Source organism: Prevotella sp. P3-92, from assembly GCF_002251205.1.
Lineage (GTDB): Bacteria > Bacteroidota > Bacteroidia > Bacteroidales > Bacteroidaceae > Prevotella.
In genome coordinates this window covers 60,619-78,494 of sequence record NZ_NPJE01000065.1, presented here as the reverse complement: position 1 = coordinate 78,494, position 17,876 = coordinate 60,619, and the positions used below count along the sequence as shown (strand labels likewise).

At 43.0% G+C, this 17,876-nt stretch carries 16 protein-coding genes; 8 read left to right on the top strand and 8 right to left on the bottom strand.

The annotated features are described in order from the left end of the window. Nucleotides 1-47 precede the first annotated feature (47 nt). Entirely contained in the window at nt 48-392 is a 345-nt protein-coding gene (locus CIK93_RS12005; protein WP_094390673.1) for a hypothetical protein, read from the top strand. Nucleotides 393-409: 17 nt separating this feature from the next. On the opposite strand, the gene CIK93_RS12000 is transcribed toward CIK93_RS12005, so the two are convergent. Together CIK93_RS12000 and CIK93_RS11995 are read right to left on the bottom strand one after the other, a co-directional pair. Then, the gene (locus CIK93_RS12000; RefSeq protein WP_094447541.1) at nt 410-1,537 is read right to left on the bottom strand and encodes a glycosyltransferase family 1 protein; all 1,128 of its coding nucleotides are present in this window, start codon (nt 1,535-1,537) and stop codon (nt 410-412) included. A gap of 43 nt (nt 1,538-1,580) precedes the next feature. Further along, the gene (locus CIK93_RS11995; RefSeq protein WP_094435739.1) at nt 1,581-2,177 is read right to left on the bottom strand and encodes a DapH/DapD/GlmU-related protein; all 597 of its coding nucleotides are present in this window, start codon (nt 2,175-2,177) and stop codon (nt 1,581-1,583) included. 94 nt (nt 2,178-2,271) lie between these two features. On the opposite strand from CIK93_RS11995, the gene CIK93_RS11990 reads away from it, so the two are divergent. Beyond that, nucleotides 2,272-3,438, top strand: coding sequence for a glycosyltransferase family 4 protein (locus CIK93_RS11990; protein ID WP_094447489.1), 1,167 nt, complete (start codon nt 2,272-2,274; stop codon nt 3,436-3,438). Nucleotides 3,439-3,444: 6 nt separating this feature from the next. Here CIK93_RS11990 and CIK93_RS11985 read toward each other — a convergent pair whose 3' ends face one another. Beyond that, nucleotides 3,445-3,816: a GtrA family protein gene (locus CIK93_RS11985; RefSeq protein WP_094390670.1), complete on the bottom strand. Its 372-nt coding sequence runs from the start codon at nt 3,814-3,816 to the stop codon at nt 3,445-3,447. Then, nucleotides 3,813-4,970, bottom strand: coding sequence for a glycosyltransferase (locus CIK93_RS11980; RefSeq protein WP_094447488.1), 1,158 nt, complete (start codon nt 4,968-4,970; stop codon nt 3,813-3,815). The genes CIK93_RS11985 and CIK93_RS11980 overlap by 4 nt, the downstream gene beginning before the upstream one ends. Nucleotides 4,971-5,067: 97 nt before the next feature. Between CIK93_RS11980 and CIK93_RS11975 the strand changes: the two genes are divergently transcribed. Both CIK93_RS11975 and CIK93_RS11970 read left to right on the top strand, forming a co-directional pair. Continuing rightward, nucleotides 5,068-6,213: a glycosyltransferase family 4 protein gene (locus CIK93_RS11975; RefSeq protein ID WP_158215518.1), complete on the top strand. Its 1,146-nt coding sequence runs from the start codon at nt 5,068-5,070 to the stop codon at nt 6,211-6,213. 18 nt (nt 6,214-6,231) lie between these two features. Beyond that, on the top strand, nt 6,232-7,164 hold the full coding sequence (locus CIK93_RS11970) for a beta-1,6-N-acetylglucosaminyltransferase (RefSeq protein ID WP_094447486.1): 933 nt from the start codon (nt 6,232-6,234) through the stop codon (nt 7,162-7,164). 74 nt (nt 7,165-7,238) lie between these two features. Here CIK93_RS11970 and CIK93_RS11965 read toward each other — a convergent pair whose 3' ends face one another. Continuing rightward, nucleotides 7,239-8,084, bottom strand: coding sequence for a glycosyltransferase family A protein (locus tag CIK93_RS11965; protein ID WP_094390666.1), 846 nt, complete (start codon nt 8,082-8,084; stop codon nt 7,239-7,241). Between the two features lie 354 nt (nt 8,085-8,438). Here CIK93_RS11965 and CIK93_RS11960 point away from each other — a divergent pair, with 354 nt between their 5' ends. Beyond that, nucleotides 8,439-9,461 carry a glycosyltransferase gene (locus tag CIK93_RS11960; protein WP_094447485.1) on the top strand — a complete coding sequence of 341 codons (1,023 nt, stop codon included), beginning with the start codon at nt 8,439-8,441 and terminating at the stop codon, nt 9,459-9,461. Nucleotides 9,462-9,760: 299 nt separating this feature from the next. Next, nucleotides 9,761-10,795, top strand: coding sequence for a glycosyltransferase (locus CIK93_RS11955; RefSeq protein ID WP_094447484.1), 1,035 nt, complete (start codon nt 9,761-9,763; stop codon nt 10,793-10,795). An 860-nt stretch (nt 10,796-11,655) separates the two neighbouring features. Here the strand turns inward: CIK93_RS11955 and CIK93_RS11950 are convergent. From CIK93_RS11950 to CIK93_RS11940, 3 genes are all read right to left on the bottom strand, one after another. Next, the gene (locus CIK93_RS11950) at nt 11,656-12,693 is read right to left on the bottom strand and encodes a hypothetical protein (protein WP_094447483.1); all 1,038 of its coding nucleotides are present in this window, start codon (nt 12,691-12,693) and stop codon (nt 11,656-11,658) included. 61 nt (nt 12,694-12,754) lie between these two features. Then, the gene (locus CIK93_RS11945; RefSeq protein WP_094447482.1) at nt 12,755-14,530 is read right to left on the bottom strand and encodes a PspC domain-containing protein; all 1,776 of its coding nucleotides are present in this window, start codon (nt 14,528-14,530) and stop codon (nt 12,755-12,757) included. Beyond that, entirely contained in the window at nt 14,527-14,877 is a 351-nt protein-coding gene (locus CIK93_RS11940; protein WP_094390662.1) for a PadR family transcriptional regulator, read from the bottom strand. Before CIK93_RS11940 ends, CIK93_RS11945 begins: the two co-directional genes overlap by 4 nt. A 233-nt stretch (nt 14,878-15,110) precedes the next feature. Between CIK93_RS11940 and lepA the strand changes: the two genes are divergently transcribed. Together lepA and CIK93_RS11930 are read left to right on the top strand one after the other, a co-directional pair. Continuing rightward, nucleotides 15,111-16,892, top strand: a complete 1,782-nt coding sequence (gene lepA / locus CIK93_RS11935; protein ID WP_094390661.1) for a translation elongation factor 4 — start codon at nt 15,111-15,113, stop codon at nt 16,890-16,892. Nucleotides 16,893-16,940: 48 nt separating this feature from the next. Then, nucleotides 16,941-17,534 (top strand): Crp/Fnr family transcriptional regulator, encoded by a 594-nt coding sequence (locus tag CIK93_RS11930; RefSeq protein ID WP_094440407.1) that lies wholly within the window; start codon nt 16,941-16,943, stop codon nt 17,532-17,534. The last annotated feature ends 342 nt before the right edge of the window (nt 17,535-17,876 follow it).

The following is a 17,876-nucleotide window of genomic DNA, read 5'->3' as shown; positions in this document are numbered from 1 at the left end:
AAGAGGCCGGTAAGTTTTTCGCTTATCGGCCTTTTCTTTCCTAACAAATGACATACGACCAACAGATTCTACATATATTGACTGAAGCTGGCGAGCGCGGCATTTCGGTTCAAACCATAGCAAGACACGTCTTTAATATGAATGTGTCGTTTTTTGTATCTCCCGACTTTGAGGAAATACGCACCTATGTACAACAGTATCTCTTACGCAATTCACGATCGTCTTTGTCGCTCATAGAGAGAACAGAACGCAGAGGTTATTATCGTCTCAATACCAAAGGTTCGGCAGATGCCCGACAACTCATGCTCGAATTTCAAGAGCATGAAAACATCGAGGAAGCCGAAGATGAGAAACCTCAACAGCAAGATCTTTCGCTTAGTCTATTTGATTAGCGACCAATCAAACATACTTATTTTATTTCCTTATACACCTCTTCATAAAGACGAAGCAGGTTTTCTGTCGTCTTGCGCCATGAGAAGAGTTTGGCTCTCTCCAGTCCTACAGCCTTCTGTCGTTGGTAGAAATCTGTATCACGTTCCAGTTGCAACATCTTCAACGCAATCTCATCACTACTTTCAGGGTTAATAAGAATGGCGTCATGACCAGCTATTTCAGGCATGGAAGATTTGTTTGATGTGATAACAGGTGTGCCACAAGCCATGGCTTCAAGCAAAGGAATGCCGAAACTCTCACGCAATGATGTGTAGAGAAATGCAAAGGCATTATTGTAGATATAAGGTAAATCGCTATTGATAATGTATCCAGGCATCACGATGTGGTCACGGATAGCCTCTATGCCGTTGCGCTCGATGATGCCATTGAGATATTCTTGGTCAAGATCAGCCATAAGCAAAGGACGTTTCACTTCTGATAGTTCCAGATATTTGGCATAAGCCACAAGCGTGCGTTCCGTATTCTTTTTCGGATCGGTATTGCCAAGGAAGAAGAAATAGCCAGCATCGGCAATATATTTTCTGTATTGTTGTTTGTCACTTTCTATAGGACGAAACCACTCGTTGTAACCGTTATAAATCATCTTCAACTGGCTGTCGGGCAGTTGAAGTTTCTGTTTGATATTGCCTAATTCAAAATCAGATACCGTAATGATGCGGCGACATTTCTTCAGAATGCGAGGCACATTCCATCGGCGGTAGAAATAACCCAGGTTTTGATAGAGCGATTTATTCTTTTTGTCGCGTGGCTCCAGAAAGATGATGTCGTGCAGCGTCAGCACCAATGGAATGTCGCACCAGATAGGTGCCGTATTGCTTGTGCAATGCAAAATATCTACACCTGCTTTTCTTGCAGCACGTGGTAAAGCCCATTGTTCCCAAAGCGGATAGGACGGACAATTGACTTCGATGATGTGAACATGTTCAGAACTCTCTATACAGCGATCAACGCCAGGTTTGACAAAGACAAAATACTCATGTGGGGTATCCATCTTTTGCAGTTCTTTAATCTCTTGAAGAACCACGAAATCCATGCCGTGTTTGTTCTTGCGGAATATGCGTTGCGCTTCAATACCAATTCTCATCATCTCACAGTCCTTATATGGGGAAATAGTTCTCAAATATTATTTAGTCCAGTCTCTTGATAATTCTTGCTGGAACACCAGCCACGACGCAATGGTCGGGCACATCTTTGCTGACCACAGCACCTGCTGCAACAACCGAATGGCAACCGATGGAAACACCAGGGAGGATGACGGCATTGGCGCCAATCCATACGTCATCGCCGATAATAATAGGTTGTGTGCTGATACCTTGCGCATCAATACGTAGATTGGTGTCTGCGAAATTATGGTTAAGCGCAGTTACGGTGATGCCTTGTGCCAGATTGACATGATTGCCGATTGCTACAGGGCCGATTACTGTGCAATGAAGCCCGATGCGCGTGTGATTACCAATACTGACGTCGCCTACAGCATTGTTGATACAGCAGAACGATTCTATCACACTATTCTTGCCAAGCGAAAACTTTCGGTAGGGTGGGGTGTCCATCCTCACACTACTGTATATCTTCGAACTGCGACCACGATGTTGATAGAGAGGCGCCAATATTCTGATGTACCATCGGGGGCGTGCATCTCGTTGGTTCATGATGATACAGTCCAACAGATGTTTCAATCGTGGACTTGCTTTCAGCCGTTCTCGCATCGTTTCTTTGTCTTTCATGGCGGTAAAGGTACTACTAAAAGTGTAAAAATGCAAATATTATGGTGATTTTTCGAAAATAATCTATACTTTTGCAAAGATAAATACTATAAGGATGAAGATACTCTTCCTCGTTTACCACGGATTTTCCGACTATAGCGGTATCAGCAAGAAGATTCACTATCAAGTGAAGGGACTGCGTGAAAACGGACACGATGTCCGCCTCTGCTACTATGCTTTCTCTCCCGAAGGCCATCGTTGTCGATATATTGATGGTCAGGTTATACAGGATTATGGCAAGGGACGCTTGGCTGCTGTGCGTCAGCGTATTGACTATCGCTGTGTGTATGACTACTGTCTTCGTGAGGGAATAGCGTTCGTCTATGCCCGCAGCTTTCATAATGCCAATCCCTTCCTGATTCGTTTCTTCCGTAGATTGCGATCAAAGGGAATAGTGGCAGTTACCGAAATCCCCACCTATCCCTATGATTCGGAATATACTCACGACTATGGATGGAGTGTGCGGTTGGGTGTCTTTATCAATAAACAATACCGCCAACAATTGGCGCAAACCATGTCAGCCATCGTCACTTTCTCTGACGAACAGGAGATATTTGGTCAGCAAACCATCCGCATTAGCAATGGTGTGGATATGGATAGCACACCTTTGCATCCTGCGTTTCCGCAATTATCCAATCCCCTTCACCTGATCGGTGTGGCAGAGGTGCATTATTGGCACGGCTTCGACCGACTGATAGCTGGTTTGGGTGCCTATTACCAACAGCCGAGCAAGGTGAAGCGTGACGTCATCTTCCATATTGTGGGTGGAGTGGATGAAACGTATATGATAGGCAATTCCAAGCAGATAGGCTTTCAAACTTTGATAGACCGCTATGATTTGAAGGATAAAGTTATATTCCATGGAGCTTTGTTTGGTGCAGAATTGGATGATGTCTTCAACCAATGCCAGTTTGCCATCGGTTCTTTAGGACGCCATCGTAGTGGTATAACTCGTATCAAGACCTTGAAAAATCGTGAGTATGCCACTCGCGGCATACCTTTTATATATAGCGAACAAGATGAAGATTTCGATCATCAGTCTTATGTCTTAAAGGCTCCAGCAGATGAATCGCCCATCAATATCTGTGATATCATCGACTTTGTAGATAGTCAATCATGGAATCCTACGGTCATACGTCATAGTGTGGATCATCTGTCGTGGAAGGTGCAGATGCAGAAAGTGGTTGAATCTGTGTTTCCAACCCATCAGTTGAAAGAGTGATTCTGACTAACGTTTGACGAAAAACCGCACCAAGAGGAAGTTGATGGGTACGCAGATGGCAAACATAGGCAATGGCGCCCATTCTTTTGCGACACCCAGCCATAGGAATAAATTGAGGAATATGTTTTGCAATATCAGGTTGACCAAATGACTCAAGGCAAAGCCGCCTGCTTTCTTTCTATTGGGTTTTACCTGAAATGTAAAGTAGGTTGTCATGATGAAGTTGCAGACAAAGCTAACCAGATAGCCCACCGTATTGGCAGCAGTTTCGTTGAGGTGCCCCAGCAGCAAGTAATATATGCCATATTGGATGCCGGTGGCAATCACTCCGACAATGCCGAAACGGATGATTTCTCCCAATCCCTTACTGTGTTTCATTCTTCAATTAGTGCTTTCCATTGTTTGATAATACTGTCTGTACTGAAGTTTTTGGCAATGTCCATGGCTTCAGCAGACTTCTCTTTCCAATTGATCATGGTGGCAACGCCCATTCTGCGCGACAGATCTTCAACATCTTCATTTCTGAAGTACATGCCGAAATCGCCCATAATCTCTTGACACACGGGGAGATCGGAAGAAACCACAGGAAGCCCATGTGACATGGCTTCCATCAATACCAACGGCATACCTTCCCACCGCGAACTCAATATATAGACTTGAGCACGTGAATAATACGCTTGGATATTGTTGGTAAATGGATGGATAGTGATTCTGTTGTTGAGCTTGTATTTGTCTATCATTCGTTGGATGCGATCGCCTTCCTGACCTTCACCCACTATATCCAGATGCCATTCGCTATTATGTTGGGCAAACAGACAGAAGGCATCTATCAGTATGTCGAATCCCTTGTGGAGTGGCGAGAAACGTCCAATAGCAAGAAATCGCTTGGATGTTCCGTCAGAAGGCTGACCCGGTTTGAGGGTTAGGGGATTATAGATCACGTCGGTTGGGATATGATATTTGATGGCATCGCAATGACACAAAACGATGGTATGTTGTAGTTTCGACAGTTGGTATTCATAGTGTTGTTGCAACTCCTCACCTATATATAATGACCCTTTGCCATAGAGTGCAGCGTATGAATTGTGTATCCACCCCATCAATTTCGATCCTTTCAGCTGTTTTTTGCATGTTGCCACTCTGACTGCCAATGGTGCGTGGTCGCCAATGATGACGTCATACTGTCGGTCTAATTCAGCAACCAAAGCATTCCGAAGTTCTGATGGAAAAGAACTATGCGCATAGAGGTCAGAGGTGAAGTGTGTTTGTGGCAACACTTTCCGATAGAGGTAGCTATATGCCTTACACATCAGGTTCTTCCATTTTCCTACAGGAGGGTATTGGAAGAAACGGAAGTTGATCTGACATTCATCCAGTCCGTAGAGGGTTGTATCGTAAGCCGATGGAGCGTCCAATGTGACAATAGTCACCTCATAGGTGTTGCTTAACGCTTTGGCAATGACTGCAGTAACGCGCTGCACCCCTCCTATACTGAAGATGGAATCAACCAAAAAGCATACCTTTTTTGCCATACCAATGATTTTTCCGCCAAAATTACTAAAAAAACACGAAATGTAAATGGATATAAAGAAATATTTTATATATTTGCACGAACAAACAATTTCAGATATGAAGTTAGTCTATATATTCAGTTCATTTGCAGCAAAAGGTGGCACAGAGCGTATTTTCTGTGACAAGATGAACTGGCTGGCTGAAGTTGCAGGATATGAGATAGTATTTGTAACTTACGAACAAGGTAACCATCCTTTCGCATATCCTTTGTCTAATAAAATCAGACATGTCGATTTAAACACAAGGTTTTTTACAACGGGCACGATGTCATTGCTGAAGAGAATCTACTTTAAAATCACTATGCCACGATTGTTTAAACATCGCTTACGACAGTTGTTAGACGAGATTCAGCCTAATCTGGTCATATCCACGACTAATTCACTTGCCCTTTTCCGCGAAATCTTATCCATGCCCTATCGGCACGTAGTAGAGTCGCATGTCTATTATGGACGCTTGTTACAGTTCATTTTTACTCATATTCCATGGTTAGACCGAAAGATTTCGCAGCATCTGTTGAAGATGCTGAAACGATGTGAAAAGGTTGTTGTTCTTACTCATAAGGATGCGGCATGCTGGAAAGGCTATGACAATATCGTGGTTATTCATAACGTAGTGACTAATTATCCAGAAAAAACAACCGATGTTGCAGATAGACCGAAAAGGATAATTGCCGTAGGCAGACTTCACGAACAGAAGGGCTTCGACCTATTGATTCAGTCTTGGCAACTTATAGCCGCAAGGCATCCTGATTGGCAACTTGTCGTCTATGGACATGGTGGAGACCTACAGAAGTTACAACAGCAGTTGGAGAAAGCTGGCCTTACATCGTCTATGACTTTCGCTGGTACGACCGACAACATCTATAAAGAATATCAGAATAGCGCCTTCTATGTGATGAGTTCGCGCTATGAAGGGTGGGGGCTCGTGCTTGTTGAAGCAATGTCATGTGGTTTGCCCTGTGTTTCCTTCGATTGTCCTTATGGACCGAGTGATATTATTCGCGATGGTGAAGATGGCTTTTTGGTAGAGAATGGCAATATCCAACAGTTGGCTGAAAAGATGGAACTGCTCATCAACAACAAAGAGTTGCGCGAATGGTTGGGAGTACGAGCAAGATTGAATGCTGCAAGATTTACCTCAGACAATATTATGCCACAATGGACGAAACTGTTTGAAACGATAGTTCAAAATGATAATCATTAAACCAACAACTAACAGATAATGACAAACCACAGACACGCCTATTTAATTATTGCTCATAATGAATGGAGCCTGCTCAATGTGTCGCTCTCGTTGCTTGACGATGATCGCAACGATATTTATCTGCATATCGATAAGAAGGTGAAGCAAATGCCAGAGCTGTATCAGCCCAAACATTCTACGCTCTACTATACGCCCAAACGCTACGATGTGAGATGGGGAGATGTCAGCCAGATACATAGTGAGATGGAACTTTTCAAGACTGCTTTCCTGCATGGTCCCTATCAATACTACCATTTACTATCGGGTGTGGATCTGCCTATCAAGACTCAAGACTACATCCATCGGTTCTTCGATGAACATGAAGGCAAGGAGTTTATCGGCTTCTTCGACCGTACCGATTATATCAAAGCCGATACTGAGCGCAAGCGCCGCAGATATTATGTCTTGATGCGTTGGAACTTCCGTTGTCCCTTTGAACCGCGTTGGAAGGTTGTGCCCGCACAGATTATCCGTCATATTCTCTTGAAATTGCAGGATATTATCCATTTTTCACGAGGCAACGAACTGACTTTTCGTACAGGTCACAACTGGGTTTCGCTGACGGAGAATGCCGTGAAATATCTGATAGCCCAGGAGGCTTTTATCAACAAACGCTTTGCCCATACATCGTGTGGCGATGAGATGTATAAACATTCGTTGATCATCTCCAATCCCGAATTGAAGAAGAATATCTTTGATATGGACGATGGTGTTCATAGTTGTATGCGTTTTATCGATTTCAAACGTGCCAACATCGAACAGCAACGACGTGGTGAACCTTATACTTGGCAGGATGGTGACGAAGCGGAATTGCTCAGTTCCGAATATCTCTTTGCACGCAAGATGAGCAGCAAAAACCAAATACTCATCAACAGTTTAGTAAAGGCACTTCTCGGCACAACCGAGAAGTGATGTAGTGGAAGCTTTGCTGTTCTAAGAGAAAGTACTGGTCAATTATAAAATCATTCAATTGTTGTTGCTTGTATCTATTTCACCAAATTGTCATCAGCATCTTCGTAATGGTCTTTTGTGAAGAAAATGCGAGTAATGCCTTTTGTTTGAATCTTGATGCGCTTGATGAAACTTTTAAAAAGCGAATCTGATGATAGTGTACCATAGCCGGTAATTGCACGTGCTTTGCGGTTGTAGATAAAGGCGATACGGCCGTATTTCTTCAGGCATAATGCCATCGAACCGTCTTCTCCTCTGATGATATCTACACGATATTCCTCTTGGCGAGCGTAATCGGCATTATAGGCAAATACAAGGCCACGGACGCTTAGCTCTGGTCGTTTGAAGTGCTGTATATATAAAAAGAGGTCGCGACATGTCTCAAAGAGTTTAAGACCAATCCATGAATGGTTTTCATCAGGAAAATAACTCCACAACGAACTGACACAGGATACATCAGGTTTTAATAGCTCCTCCAACATGATGTCAAAATAGTGTGGTGGATAGATGGTGTCAGAATCTATATCGAAATAGTATTTGCCTTTTGAGTGTTGCAGACCGCAGCGGCGTGCATAGCCACAGCTATGCTGATATTCGGTGTAATATGGTATGCCTGATGCCTCGAAAATTTCTGCAGTACGGTCTTTCGAATCGTTGTCAACGCCAATGATTTCTACAGGATACTTGCATTTTATCTCGCTAAGAGCCCAAAGACAAGCCTGTAGGTGTTGTTCTTCGTTATAGGCAATGACCACAATTGAAGCAAGTGGTTTCTCGCTTTGCAATGCAGCCAACCTTTCTCTTGTTTCGCTGATGATGTCGTTAGATACTTCGTTGAAGTTCTTTCCGTATATTGATAGATATTTCGAATACCATGCCATTGGAGTGTTGTTTTTAGTTTTTTGTTCCACAAAGATAATGGATATTGAGGATAATCGCAAGTTTTTCTTCTAAGAATATATGTATTTGCTACTATTTTTTTTGTTCTTATAAAGAAAAGCCATTGTTTTTTAGGGTCTAAAAACAGTATAATGCTGATTAGATCTATCGTTATATTCATGTACAATCACATAAGATTTAACTGAGGCTTATAGAAAATAGTTGACTATTGTTTTCTTTTCTCATTTATTTTTCTTAACTTTGCCTCGTCGTAGCGCTTATGCTAATAAATACTATTAAGACCTGTGCTTCGACCGATAATGACTTCCAACCCAAAACTACGAAATTAGAAACACATGCTTGACCTATCCATCATCATACCCGTTTATAATGTTGAAGCCTACATCGAAGAATGTCTGGCTTCGGTAGTAGCCCAATCAGATGCAAAGGCTAATATCGAGTGCATCATCGTTGATGATTGTTCGCCCGATGGCAGTATGGATGTTGTTCGACGCTTTGTGGATAACTATCAGGGAGCCATTCAGTTTCGCTTGCTTCGTCACGAAGTGAACCGCGGAATATCTGCTGCACGCAATACGGGTATTGATGCGGCAACGGGCGATTTTGTGTTTTTTATCGATTCCGACGACTATTTGATGGAACATGGTCTGAAAACGTTGGTTGATGGGTTGTTGGCAAATCCTGACGCAGACGTTGTACAGGGTAATAGTTTGTTTTTAGACAAGAAAGTATATAGCAAGAGACAAAAGCCTATAGTATTGTTATCTAAAAAAGAACGACTTGGCGCTTTGGTAAATTTTATTTTTCCTGTCACCCCATGGAACCGACTGATAAGGCGGAATGTGCTCATAAATAATCATATTTATTTTGTTGAGGGTATCATTTTTGAAGACAATCCTTGGAGCTATCAATTGATGGCTGTTGTACAAAAAGTGTTGGTGTTGCCACAAGTTACCTATTACTATCGCCCTAATGCTAATTCTATCATGCACTCAAGACAATTGAAAATAGGCAAAACAATTTATTGCTGGGATGTTATTTTGACAACCATGCTCAAGCAGGAGCGCAATATTCGGGGATGTCTGTTGGTCAATGTCTTCTCCCGATTGTTGGAGATACAAAATATGATAGATCAGCATGGTTGCTCTGAGGAAGAGTTACAAGCTTTCCGCCGTCTGCGCAGTCGGTTGCTTAAGAATATCATTAGCCACGGACGCCCATTATTGTTACTGTTCTCGCTGACTATTTTCAAACCGTTCTACCACATCTATTCATTCCATTTCGTTCGCAGAAATTATCATATATTGGAGCGCATAATGCTTGCATTGGAACTGATGATTGACCAGTTGAAATGGTAGTGGGGTGAGACTATGATAAGTTGCTGAACCTTTCTGGATGGAAGATTTGATTGGTCTGAAACTGCTGCTTTTGTAATATTTGCAGCCTTCGGGATGTGTTCGGGATGTGTTCGGGATGTGTTCGGGATGTGTTCGGGATGTGTTCGGGATGTGTTTGAAAAAAGTTTGGCTATTATTCTCTTTTCTTATTTATTTTTCTTAACTTTGCCTTGTCGTAGCGCTTATGCTAATAAATACTATTAAGACCTGTGCTTCGACCGATAATAACTTACAACCCAAAACTACGAATAAAGGAATACATGTTAACCATATCCATTATCATACCCGTCTATAAAGTAGAGGCATATATCGAAGAATGTCTGGCTTCGGTAGTAGCCCAATCAGATGCAAAGGCTAATATCGAGTGTATCATCGTTGACGACTGTTCGCCCGATGGGAGTATGGATATTGTTCGGCGTTTTGTGGATAACTATCAGGGAGCTGTTCAGTTTCGTTTACTTCGTCACGAAGTGAACCGCGGCTTGTCTGCTGCACGCAATACGGGTATTGATGCCGCAACGGGCGATTATCTGCTTTTTGTCGATTCCGACGATTATCTATCTGCCGATTGCCTTTCAACTTTGGTGTCGGGCTTCGATCTTTGTCCTGGGGCAGATGTGGTTCAAGCCAACAATCTGTGGGGCGTAGGACTGAAATCATTGTGGTATCATACCTCTCGTCCCTATGTGTTGACTGGTGGACAAGCATGTGTGGAGGCAATATTGTTTGATCGCATTCCCATCATGGCATGGAACAAACTCGTCAACCGCCAGTTTATCTTGTCTCATCAGCTGTATTTCATAGAAGGCATTATCCATGAAGACAATCCATGGACTTATCAACTTTTGTCTGAGGTTTCTACCGTGGTGGTACTGCCCCAGGTTACTTATTATTATCGCTATGTAACCACTTCTATTACCCAAGACAAGGTGGCGAATCTTGTAAAACGACTACACAGTTTTCAGATTATCATCGACCATGCTATGAATTTGAAACAAGTTCGGCCAACTGGAATGTTGCTTTATGTGTTCCCAGCTTTGTTGAGAGACAAGCATCTGATTTCTCAGGTGGCATGTCCTGAAGGTGTGAAACAAACCATGCGTGATGTTGAAAAGCAACTATTTGCAACAGCCAAGACTCTCAAGCGTCCCATTATGCTGCTTTTCTTCCTGACTATATGCAGACCGATGAGCCATATTTATCGTATTCGTTTTGTACGCTCACACATCCAAAATATCAAAAAGGTTGTGGGTAAATTTGAGTTGATGATTGATAGATTGGTGTATAAATCATAGTTGACTTGAGCGAGAGCATGAGCATCGCGACCACTATGTGATGGGCGACAGATATATGCCAAACGCTTGTAAGGCGAAAGGGTGGGGTGATAACTGCTCCAGAAATTTAGTTTTCATGAAATATTCGACCACTCGACCACAGGCGTCTGCATCTCGTTGTCAATCACTCTCTTACAGGCGTGGTCGATTCCTGTAATTCAGAATTTACGACCACACTTCGACCACACTTGTTGGTAAGCGTATCCGCGATGTTTGTATATGTCCGTCAACAATAACAATTGTTACTCAGAAATAAAAGAGAGTGCTATTTCTTAGATAACGTTTTGCAGTTGTTGCCAAATGTTTGGCAAAAGTATTGTCAACGTTTGGCAAAAGTATTGTTTAACGTTTGGCAAGGATGTTGTCTAACGTTTGAAAAAGGTCTTTTCAACGTTTGACAAAGGTATTATCCAACGTTTGACAAAGGTATTATCCAACGTTTGATAAAAGTATTATCCAACGTTTGATAAAGGTGTTATCCAACGTTTGATAAAAGTATTATCCTGCGTTGGATAAAAGCGTAATAATCATCATGCCTCCGCTTAGGCATCGATAAGGATTATTTGCTTAGCAGTTTCATGTTGATAAGCGATGGCAATAAGTGTGGTCGAGTGGTCGAAATTTTCCTGAAAACTAAAATAGCTGTGTGCTGATAAATCAACCCAAACGTTATGTCTATCCATATATAGGTTGTAGAATATTGCACAACTATGTACTATAGCACAAACTTCTATAGCCACATTCCTATTGATAGAATCATCCTATGCGCAGATAACAATAAATAGGACTGGATTCCCATAAATGGAATCCAGTCCTTCTGGTTATGGATAAACAAGTATTCTGTTATCCTGTCTTTCCGCATGTCGGAAATGGCGGTCGCCAGATTGTTGCTGTTCATCGTTGTAACTGCTGTTGTTGCCGTTATACTCCATAGTCTCGTTGATATTGTTCATTCCACCAAAGATTACGGCACGGGTGCGGTCGCTGAAACGCAGTCCGAACCCTTTCAGCTTGTAACGACTGTCTGTACCGACTCCAGCTTCAACATTCGCAGAGCCTCCTATGCTGTATTCGCGTTTCAGCACCACATCCATCGTGTATTCCTTTTTGCTCTCATCGTTGATGCCGAGGAACTTGTTTTCGTCAGTCTGCTTGTTAAATACCTTCACGTTTTTTACTGTGAAGTATGGCAGATTGTCAAGCATGATTTTGTTTTTGCCTTTGAAGAAATCGGCACCATTCAGCGTCAAGTTGTCTATCTGCCTTCCGTTGACATAGATCACACCACTCTCAGACAGCTCTACACCCGGCAACTGACGGATAAGGCCATCAAGCATCGAACCTTCTGGCACGTTGAAGGCATCAGCATTATAGACCAGCGTATCGCCTCGCCACACCATTTTTACTTTTGTGGCTTTCAATACAACCTCGCCCAGTTCGCCACCCTCATAGTGATGGGCATGTGCTGCCTTTTTCAAATAGATGGTAGGCACATTGGTGTAATAGGTTCGTCGGCTATATTTCTTTATCGTATAAGGTGTGAACGATGTTTCGTAATTCGGATGTTCCACCTTAATAATATAGTCAGCAGGAGTGCGACTCATTTTAAAATAGTAGCGTGTGGAAGCAGCTCCACGTCCTACACCGAAGGTATATGATTGCTGCTTCTGCACTTTGATGATGTCCACCACAGTGGAGTCCGTTCTCATGAGTGTGACAAAGGCATCGGGAATGGCTGCTTTCGTAAATCCGTCTGCCACATACCCCATGACGAAAATGGAGTCTTTGCTGATGTTTTGCGTATATCCCGTTGTTGCAATCATAACGAGCAGTAGGGCGATGATGGTCTTTTTGAACATGACTGTCTGTAGGAGTCGTATTTAAATAATATATGCAAATAGTCTTAGGATAATGAGACGGTTATCGCCTTTTGTTCCTCTTTATACGGGGATGGCGTGTCTTGTCATTTTTTATATGAGGCAGATCGCCTGTGCGTGTCAGTTTGAAGTCGGTGGCAGAGAACCACTTAGCACGATTGGGGTGGCCCGTGAAGCCCTCGTCGGTAGATAATCCATAGGTAATAGAGTCGCCAGTTACCACGATGTTGTCTATGCTGACGATAGACCAACCATAGCCTTTGCAGATACGTTTCAGCTTCTTTTTGTTATCTTGATGTAAATCTGTCAAGACAAACTTCATGCCCTTAATATCAACTTCTTTAGTGCTTTCGTCGATGCCCACGTCATTGAGAGAGTCGCTTGCCAGCATGTGGCTCAACTCTTTCTTTATTTGTGCAGCCAGTTCACCCCCTCTGTTGCCATAGGCAGGAATGCTTGTCAGCATCTTACTGTCGCCAATGGCATAGACAAACGAACCGGGACCCTCGGCGCGAGCAATACAGTCGAGGCGGTAGATGCCAGGCTCTACTGCCTGTTTGCGTTCCACTTGGTATATTGCGCGACACTCATCATTATAGGTGTCAAGGTATCTCACACTTTTATTACCGTCGAAATACTCACCATGTGCAGTATAGTGGGCACAGTCTTCTGCCTTAATCAGATTCCATTCGCCATGGCGCATAAAGTCCATATCGTTATCATCCATCAGTACGTCTTGATAGATATGGGTATGGAAATACTCTTTGGTTCGTTGTTCATGGCGGAATTTCGCCATCGAAATGCTACAGGGTATTATACTGCAGAGGGCAACAATCCATAGCAAAATCCATGCGATGCGCTGTGCTATGCCCATTGGCTGAACCTTTTTCGATAGCGAGAGAAGCATGTGGACGATAGCATATATGGGTATGAGCAACATCATAAACAGAGAGAATACGAAAATGATGAGTATCATCGGATTAGTCTCATACAGTTCTGCCAGTCCCATGGCTTGCAAATTGAATGGCATATAACTGTTGACGGGGAATGTCAGGGCCGATACCAAGACAACTAAAGCAAACAGAAAACCGCAGAACAGAATGATGGCTACGATGGAGGCGATGCCCACGAAGAATCCGAACAGAATCTTTAAAATAATGGCGAAAAGACTGCGAAACAGATTCGGCTGATGGTTAGTACTCTGATCTTTATCTACCACAATGTCTGCCAAATGTTGTGGTGTGACAGCCTTTCCTTCCATCTGCAATAATTGTTCAGGCGTTCTTGCTTCAGGCAATATGATGGCCAAAACGATGTAAATAATAATACCAACGCCATAAAAAGCCGAGAATAAGACCGTCAGCAGCCGCCAGATGACAGGGTCGGTGTCGGTATATTTAGCCAATCCAGAGAGGACGCCAGCAACCATTTTATCGTTGGGGTTGCGGAATAGCTTCTTTCCGCAAGTTCTTTTGCGTACATTGTCATACACACCTTGTGCAGCTGAGTTGAAAGAATCAAACTTGTATGCTTTATCGCTTTTGTCGCTTTCTTCGTTCTCTGTCAGCTGTTCAGGTTCGCCAATACGGCTGATGATGGCTTTCACGTGGTCGATAGTGATAGCCTCGTTGCCCTGTTCGCGAAGTTCAGTAAACAATTCTGCAATACGTGCTTCGATGTCATCGACAATCTCGTCGCCACCTTCCGACTTACCGAAAGAATGGCGTAACGACTCTATGTAGTGTTGTAACAGCTCGTAGGCATCTTCATCTATCTGAAAGAGACGCCCACAAAGATTGATGGTAATGTTCTTTTTCATTTTGCTTCTAAAAGATTGGGGTGATTGTTTTTAAGATAATTGATAGTGCCTGAGAGTTCTGCCCAAGCGAGATCGAGGCCTTCGAGAAATTTTTCACCCTCAGGACTGAGAGCATAGTATTTGCGTGGAGGTCCCTGGGTCGATTCCTGCCATTGATATTGCAGGAGTCCATCATTCTTCAAACGAGTCAGCAAAGGGTAGAGTGTCCCTTCCACCACAAGCAATTCTGCCTGTTTCAGTTGCTGAATAATATCGCTGGCGTACGATGGACGTCGCTTCAGAAGTAGCAGTACGCAGTACTCCAACATACCTTTTCGCATCTGTGATTTTGCATTCTCTATGTTCATACTATATTGCGTTTATATGATTTCGAATGCAAAGTTAGGCAAAATATTAGTACCTTGCAATACAAAGTACTATGATGATGCGAAGAATTATGATATATTAACAGTTTGTGTGTGGCGGAAATAATAAGAACATAGTAAAGAAACATAGAATATTCTCTATAAAAATGTATAATGTTCGGGTGTTATTCATATTTTTTTCGTAACTTTGCACAAAATTGTACGTAAACGAAACAATGAAACATATAAGAAACTTCTGCATTATTGCCCATATTGATCATGGCAAGTCAACACTGGCTGACAGAATGCTTGAATATACAAAGACCATTCAGATTACTGGTGGTCAGATGCTTGATGATATGGATTTGGAGCGAGAGCGTGGTATAACGATCAAGAGCCATGCAATCCAAATGGAATATTCGCATGGCGGAGAGCAATATGTGCTCAATTTGATTGATACTCCAGGACACGTCGATTTCTCTTATGAGGTATCGCGATCTATTGCCGCGTGCGAGGGCGCTCTACTTGTGGTAGATGCCACACAGGGTGTGCAGGCACAGACCATTTCAAACCTCTATATGGCTATTGACCATAATTTGGAGATTATTCCCGTCATCAATAAAATAGATATGCCTTCGGCTATGCCCGATGAGGTGGAAGACGAAATCGTTGATCTCATTGGTTGTGACCCAGAAGATATTATCCGTGCAAGCGGAAAAACAGGTGAAGGAGTACAGCAGATTCTCGACGCTGTAGTGGAACGTATTCCCCATCCGCAAGGCGATGCCGATGCACCATTACAGGCTTTGATCTTCGATTCGGTGTTTAATTCCTTCCGTGGCATTATTGCCTATTTCAAGATTGAAAACGGTGTTATCCGTCAAGGTGATAAAGTGAAATTCTTTAATACTGGTATGGAATATGAAGCCGATGAGGTAGGTGTGCTCAAAATGGACATGATACCACGCAACGAATTGCGTACCGGTGATGTGGGCTATATCATCAGTGGCATTAAAGACTCTAAAGAGGTGAAGGTCGGCGATACCATTACTCATGTGGCACGTCCTTGCGAAAAGGCTATTGCCGGATTCCAGGAAGTGAAACCCATGGTGTTTGCGGGTGTCTATCCCATTGATCCAACTGACTATGAGAACTTGCGTGCCTCTCTTGAGAAACTGCAGTTGAACGATGCCTCACTTACCTTTATGCCTGAGACCTCCATTGCCCTTGGCTTTGGATTCCGTTGCGGATTCCTCGGTTTGTTGCACATGGAGATTGTACAGGAGCGTCTCGACCGCGAGTTCAATATGGATGTTATCACCACAGTGCCCAACGTAACCTATATGTGCTACGATAAGCAGGGGGGAGTGAAAGAGGTGCACAACCCATCGGGATTGCCTGAACCTACGCTCATCGACCATATCGAAGAACCCTATATCCGTGCTTCAATCATCACTGCTGCCGACTATATCGGCCCTATCATGACGCTTTGTCTCGATAAACGTGGTGAACTGATAGACCAGCAGTATGTCAGTGGTAATCGTGTGGAACTGCATTTCATGTTGCCATTGGGAGAAATCGTTATCGACTTCTACGACAAACTCAAGTCTATCTCTAAGGGTTATGCCTCATTCGACTATCATGTAGATTGTTTCCGACCTTCCAAACTGGCGAAACTTGACATCTTGCTCAATGGTGAACCAGTCGATGCACTCTCAACGCTGACCCATCAGGATAATGCCGTATCCTTTGGACGACGTATGTGTGAGAAACTTAAGGAACTTATTCCTCGTCAACAGTTTGATATTGCCATTCAGGCAGCCATCGGAGCCAAGATTGTTGCCCGCGAAACCATTAAGTGTGTGCGCAAGGATGTGACAGCTAAATGTTACGGAGGCGACGTGAGCCGAAAACGCAAACTGCTTGAAAAACAGAAGAAAGGAAAGAAACGCATGAAACAAATTGGCAATGTGGAAGTGCCACAGAAAGCTTTCCTTGCTGTGCTGAAGTTAGACTAACTAACGAACAAATAAAAATCTTAACTCATATAATAAAAGCCAAAAACGATGACTAATATTGGATTGACGCCACGTGATGTGGCTCGTGAACTGGCACGTCGATACAGTACGATGACACATGACGAACTCGATATACTGGAAGGTATATTGGTTCCAATGAAATTTCAGAAGGGTGAATACATTCTGCGCGAAGGGGAGGTATGCAAAAATATCTTCTGGATTGTCAAGGGACTGGTGCGACAGTTCTATCATAAAAATGGTAAAGAGTTGACCGAATATATGGCAACAGAAAACACAATCTGTATGGCTATCGAAAGTTTGTTTCATGAGGAACCGTCGAAACAGCAGATTGTTGCTCTTGAACCCACTATCATCTATGCATTGCCAAAGGCTGCGCTTGAGCAAGAGGCTATTAAGAATGTCAATATTCAGATGCTCTATCGTAAGATATTGGAAGAGTCGCTCATCATCTCTCAGAAGCATGCAGATATGCTGCGCTTCGAGACTGCACAGGACCGTTATGCCAAGTTGGTGAAGGAAAGTCCGCAATTGGTACTACGCGCTCCATTGGTCTATATCGCGAGTTATTTGCAGATGACTCCAGAGACCTTGAGTCGTGTTCGTACATCGGCCTTGCTGTAATCAACCGGCAACACCCATATGGAGTTAATCCTCTGAATAGCCATCCTGTCGAAGCCCTGTCATTATATCAATGATGGGGCTCCGGCTATTTAATCAAAATCGATTATTTGGTTGTAACCCAATCGGGCTGATACTGTTTGGGAATATATAAACATGTTGATTTACAGTTCGCACGTGCGCGTACATTATATATATAATAAATCATACGCCAAGCTGTCTGCAAGCTATTATTGTATTGTTTTCCTGCTTTGTTGCTTTCTTTATATGCGTATATGAATAGGGTATTGTGACGTAAAGATATGACGTGTTTTGATTTTTATAGCTTAAAATGTATGCTTTTTT

Coding starts and splice junctions, on each gene's coding strand:
- CIK93_RS12005 (WP_094390673.1), top strand. CDS start 48: ATGACATACGACCAACAGATTCTACATATATTGACTGAAGCTGGCGAG.
- CIK93_RS12000 (WP_094447541.1), bottom strand. CDS start 1,537: ATGAGAATTGGTATTGAAGCGCAACGCATATTCCGCAAGAACAAACAC.
- CIK93_RS11995 (WP_094435739.1), bottom strand. CDS start 2,177: ATGAAAGACAAAGAAACGATGCGAGAACGGCTGAAAGCAAGTCCACGA.
- CIK93_RS11990 (WP_094447489.1), top strand. CDS start 2,272: ATGAAGATACTCTTCCTCGTTTACCACGGATTTTCCGACTATAGCGGT.
- CIK93_RS11985 (WP_094390670.1), bottom strand. CDS start 3,816: ATGAAACACAGTAAGGGATTGGGAGAAATCATCCGTTTCGGCATTGTC.
- CIK93_RS11980 (WP_094447488.1), bottom strand. CDS start 4,970: ATGGCAAAAAAGGTATGCTTTTTGGTTGATTCCATCTTCAGTATAGGA.
- CIK93_RS11975 (WP_158215518.1), top strand. CDS start 5,068: ATGAAGTTAGTCTATATATTCAGTTCATTTGCAGCAAAAGGTGGCACA.
- CIK93_RS11970 (WP_094447486.1), top strand. CDS start 6,232: ATGACAAACCACAGACACGCCTATTTAATTATTGCTCATAATGAATGG.
- CIK93_RS11965 (WP_094390666.1), bottom strand. CDS start 8,084: ATGGCATGGTATTCGAAATATCTATCAATATACGGAAAGAACTTCAAC.
- CIK93_RS11960 (WP_094447485.1), top strand. CDS start 8,439: ATGCTTGACCTATCCATCATCATACCCGTTTATAATGTTGAAGCCTAC.
- CIK93_RS11955 (WP_094447484.1), top strand. CDS start 9,761: ATGTTAACCATATCCATTATCATACCCGTCTATAAAGTAGAGGCATAT.
- CIK93_RS11950 (WP_094447483.1), bottom strand. CDS start 12,693: ATGTTCAAAAAGACCATCATCGCCCTACTGCTCGTTATGATTGCAACA.
- CIK93_RS11945 (WP_094447482.1), bottom strand. CDS start 14,530: ATGAAAAAGAACATTACCATCAATCTTTGTGGGCGTCTCTTTCAGATA.
- CIK93_RS11940 (WP_094390662.1), bottom strand. CDS start 14,877: ATGAACATAGAGAATGCAAAATCACAGATGCGAAAAGGTATGTTGGAG.
- lepA (WP_094390661.1), top strand. CDS start 15,111: ATGAAACATATAAGAAACTTCTGCATTATTGCCCATATTGATCATGGC.
- CIK93_RS11930 (WP_094440407.1), top strand. CDS start 16,941: ATGACTAATATTGGATTGACGCCACGTGATGTGGCTCGTGAACTGGCA.